This is a genomic window from Burkholderia sp. Tr-20390 (assembly GCF_017104595.1).
GTDB lineage: Bacteria > Pseudomonadota > Gammaproteobacteria > Burkholderiales > Burkholderiaceae > Burkholderia.
Genome location: NZ_JAAGPC010000343.1, coordinates 1 through 3,558 on the forward strand (window position 1 = coordinate 1; position 3,558 = coordinate 3,558).

The 3,558-nt window shown below is 68.1% G+C and carries 3 protein-coding genes; all 3 read right to left on the reverse strand.

Translation table 11 applies throughout. From position 1 onward, the window contains the following. On the reverse strand, nt 1–1,676 hold a 1,676-nt coding region (locus tag G3N98_RS38590; RefSeq protein ID WP_241026284.1), incomplete at its 3' end, for a methyl-accepting chemotaxis protein. Between the two features lie 37 nt (nt 1,677–1,713). Then, nucleotides 1,714–2,229, reverse strand: a complete 516-nt coding sequence (gene cheW, locus G3N98_RS38595) for a chemotaxis protein CheW (protein WP_043185043.1) — start codon at nt 2,227–2,229, stop codon at nt 1,714–1,716. A 51-nt stretch (nt 2,230–2,280) separates the two neighbouring features. Then, the coding region (locus G3N98_RS38600) for a chemotaxis protein CheW (RefSeq protein WP_206151060.1) at nt 2,281–3,558 on the reverse strand (1,278 nt) is incomplete at its 5' end.

A 3,558-nucleotide genomic window follows, 5' to 3' on the forward strand; every position in this document is an offset into this window, starting at 1 on the left:
TCCTGCGGAGCCGGCAGCGCGGCGACCGGCGCCGCGTCGAAACGCGGCTCCGACGTCAGCGCCGGCGCGGGCTCGTGTGCGACCGGCCGCGCGACACCGCGCGACGGCGCGAGCACGATGCCGCCCGCCACGCGCCAGCCCGACACGATCGCCTTCATCTGGCGCGTCTGCTCCTCGAGCGACGCCGCCGCGGCGGCCGCCTGCTCGACGAGCGCGGCGTTCTGCTGCGTGACCGAATCCATCTGGCCGACCGCGCGGTTGACCTGCTCGATGCCGGTCGACTGCTCGTCCGACGCGGCGCTGATCTCGCCCATGATGTCGGTCACGCGGCGCACGGCCTGCACGATCTCGTCCATCGTCGTGCCGGCGCGCGACACGAGCGCCGACCCGCTTTCGACCTTCTCGGCCGAATCGCCGATCAGCTGCTTGATTTCCTTCGCCGCGCTCGCGCTGCGCTGCGCGAGCGAGCGCACCTCGCCCGCGACCACCGCGAAGCCGCGGCCCTGTTCGCCCGCACGCGCGGCTTCGACCGCCGCGTTCAGCGCGAGGATGTTGGTCTGGAACGCGATGCCTTCGATCGTGCCGATGATGTCGACGACCTTGCCCGAGCTTGCCGCGATGTCCTGCATCGTCGACACGACTTGGCCGACCACCTCGCCGCCCTGCGTCGCGATGTCCGATGCGTTCACCGCGAGCTGGCTGGCCTGCCGCGCGTTTTCCGCGTTCTGCCGCACGGTGCCCGTCAGCTGCTCCATGCTCGACGCGGTTTCCTGCAGCGATGCGGCCTGCTCCTCGGTGCGCTGCGACAGGTCGGTGTTGCCGGTCGAGATCTCGCGCGCGCCGACGTCGATCGACTCGGTACCGCGATGCACGGCCTGCACCATCGTCGTGACGGCGTCCTGCATCCGCTTGATGCCGCCGAACAGGCGGCCGATCTCGTTGGTGCTGAACACGTTGACCGGCTGCGTGAGGTCGCCGCCGGCGATGCGCTCGAAGTGCGCGATCGCGTCTTCCAGCGGCTGCACGATCAGCCCGCGCAGCGCGAAGCGGATCGCGATCACGACGACGAACGCGATCGCGATGCCCGCCGCGATCAACCCGATCATCAGCGAGATCTGCGATTGCGTCGTGGCCTGGCGATCTTCCGCGCGCTTCTGCAGCGACGCGACCACGGCCGCCGCGGCCTGGTCGTACGCGACGAACATCGGGCTGATCTTGGTATCGGCGACCGCGTGGTACGCGGCCATGTCGCCCGCGCGCGCGGCCGCGAACTCGGGCTCGACGCCTTCCTTCACGATCGTCGCGTAGCGGGTGGCCAGCTCGTCGACGAGCGCCTGCTCGATACCGAGCTTCGGCGTCGCCTGGAACGCCTGCCAGTTCTGGTTCGACTTCGCATACAGCTCCTGCGCGCGGTCGAGCACCTTGGCCGCTTCGGCCGTGTTGCCGGCTTCCGTCAACGAGCGGAAGCGGTCGAGCGACACGCGTGCGCGCAGCAGGTACGACGACGTATCGTCGAGCGAGTGGATCGCCGGCAGGTCGACGTGCGCGATCGCGTCGAGCGAGCGGCTTGCGTGATTCAGCGCGACCAGGCCGAGCCCGCCGACGGCTGCGGCCAGCGCCACGAGGATGAGTCCGACCGCCGTGAGCGTCGTGCGGATCGACCAGTTTTGCAACATTGCAGATTCTCCCGAAATTCCTGCGCGCGCGGCGCGCTTACCCGCCGAGCGTCTCGATCAGCGCCATTTCACGGCTCGACATCAGCTTCTCGATGTCCATCAGGATCAGCATGCGGCCGTCGACCGTGCCGAGGCCCGTCAGGTACTCGGTCGTCAGCGTCGCGCCGAATTCCGGCGCCGGCATGATCTGGTCGGTCTGCAGCGTCAGCACGTCCGACACGCCGTCGACCACCATCCCGACCACGCGATGCGCGACGTTCAGGATGATCACGACGGTCTGGTGGTCGTACTCGACGCGGCCGAGATGGAACTTGATCCGCATGTCGACGATCGGCACGATGATCCCGCGCAGGTTGATCACGCCCTTGATGAACTCCGGCGCGTTCGCGATGCGCGTGACGCTGTCGTAGCCGCGGATTTCCTGCACCTTCAGGATGTCGATCCCGTATTCCTCGTCGCCGAGCGTGAACACGAGGAATTCCTGGCCCGTCGCGTCGCCTTGTTCCGCGTCGCGGCGGCTCGTCGCCGCGTTCGCCGCGGCCGGATTGATCATTTGGACTTCAGCAGACACGTTTGCCCCCAATCGGTTGAATGGCGAGTGACATCAGAACATCGCGAGCTCGGCGCCGGCACGGGCGCCGTGCATCGCACGGGTTTCGCGGTTCAGCGCCGCGACGTCGACGATCAGCGCGACGCTGCCGTCGCCGAGGATGGTCGCCGCCGAGATGCCGTGCACCTTGCGGTAATTGGTTTCGAGGTTCTTCACGACCACCTGCTGCTGGCCGACCAGCTCGTCGATCAGCATCGCGAAGCGGCGCCCCTCGGTTTCCATGATCGTGACGATCCCTTGCGTCGGGTCGGTGCGCGCGTCGTCGACCGAGAACACCTCGTGCAGCGCGACCAGCGGCAGGTATTCGCCGCGCACGCGCACCACGCGCTCGCCGTTGCCGACCGTGTAGATGTCGTCGTTCGACGGCTGCAGCGACTCCATCACGAAGTTCAGCGGCAGGATGAAGATCTCGTTGCCGACCTTCACCGACATCCCGTCGAGGATCGCAAGCGTGAGCGGCAGCACGATCCGCGTGGTCGTGCCGCGGCCGGCCACCGACGTGATTTCCACGTGGCCGCCCATCGACTGGATGTTGCGCTTCACGACGTCCATCCCGACGCCGCGGCCCGACACGTCGGTCACCGTCTCGGCGGTCGAGAAGCCCGGCGCGAAGATCAGCTGCCAGACTTCGTCGTCGCTGATGTTGTCGGACACCTGCATGCCCTGTTTCGCGGCCTTCGCGAGGATCCGCTCGCGGTTCAGGCCCGCGCCGTCGTCGCTCACCTCGATCACGATGTTGCCGCCGTGATGGGCGGCCGACAGCACCAGCTGGCCCACGGCGTCCTTGCCGGCGGCCACGCGCTTGTCGACCGTCTCGATCCCGTGGTCGAGGCTGTTGCGCACGAGGTGGGTCAGCGGATCGATGATCCGTTCGATCAGGCTCTTGTCGAGCTCGGTCGCCTGGCCGAACGTGACGAGCTCGACCTGCTTGCCGAGCTTGCCGGCAAGGTCGCGCACGAGACGCGGGAAGCGGCTGAACACATAGTCCATCGGCATCATGCGGATCGACATCACCGCTTCCTGCAGGTCGCGCGCGTTGCGCTCGAGCTGCGCCATCCCGTTGAACAGACGGTCGTGCAGCGCCGGATCGAACGCGCTCGCGGTTTCCGCGAGCATCGCCTGCGTGATCACGAGCTCGCCGACCAGGTTGATCAGCTGGTCGACCTTCTCGACACCGACGCGGATCGAGCTGCCTTCGGCGCCCGATGCCGCGGCGGCGGCCGGGCGGGCGCGCTTGTCGTCGTGATGCGCGGCGGCCTGCGGCGCGTGGTC

Bases quoted from the DNA above. Each gene is read 5' to 3' on its own strand.
- cheW (WP_043185043.1), bottom strand. From the start codon at position 2,229: ATGATCAATCCGGCCGCGGCGAACGCGGCGACGAGCCGCCGCGACGCG.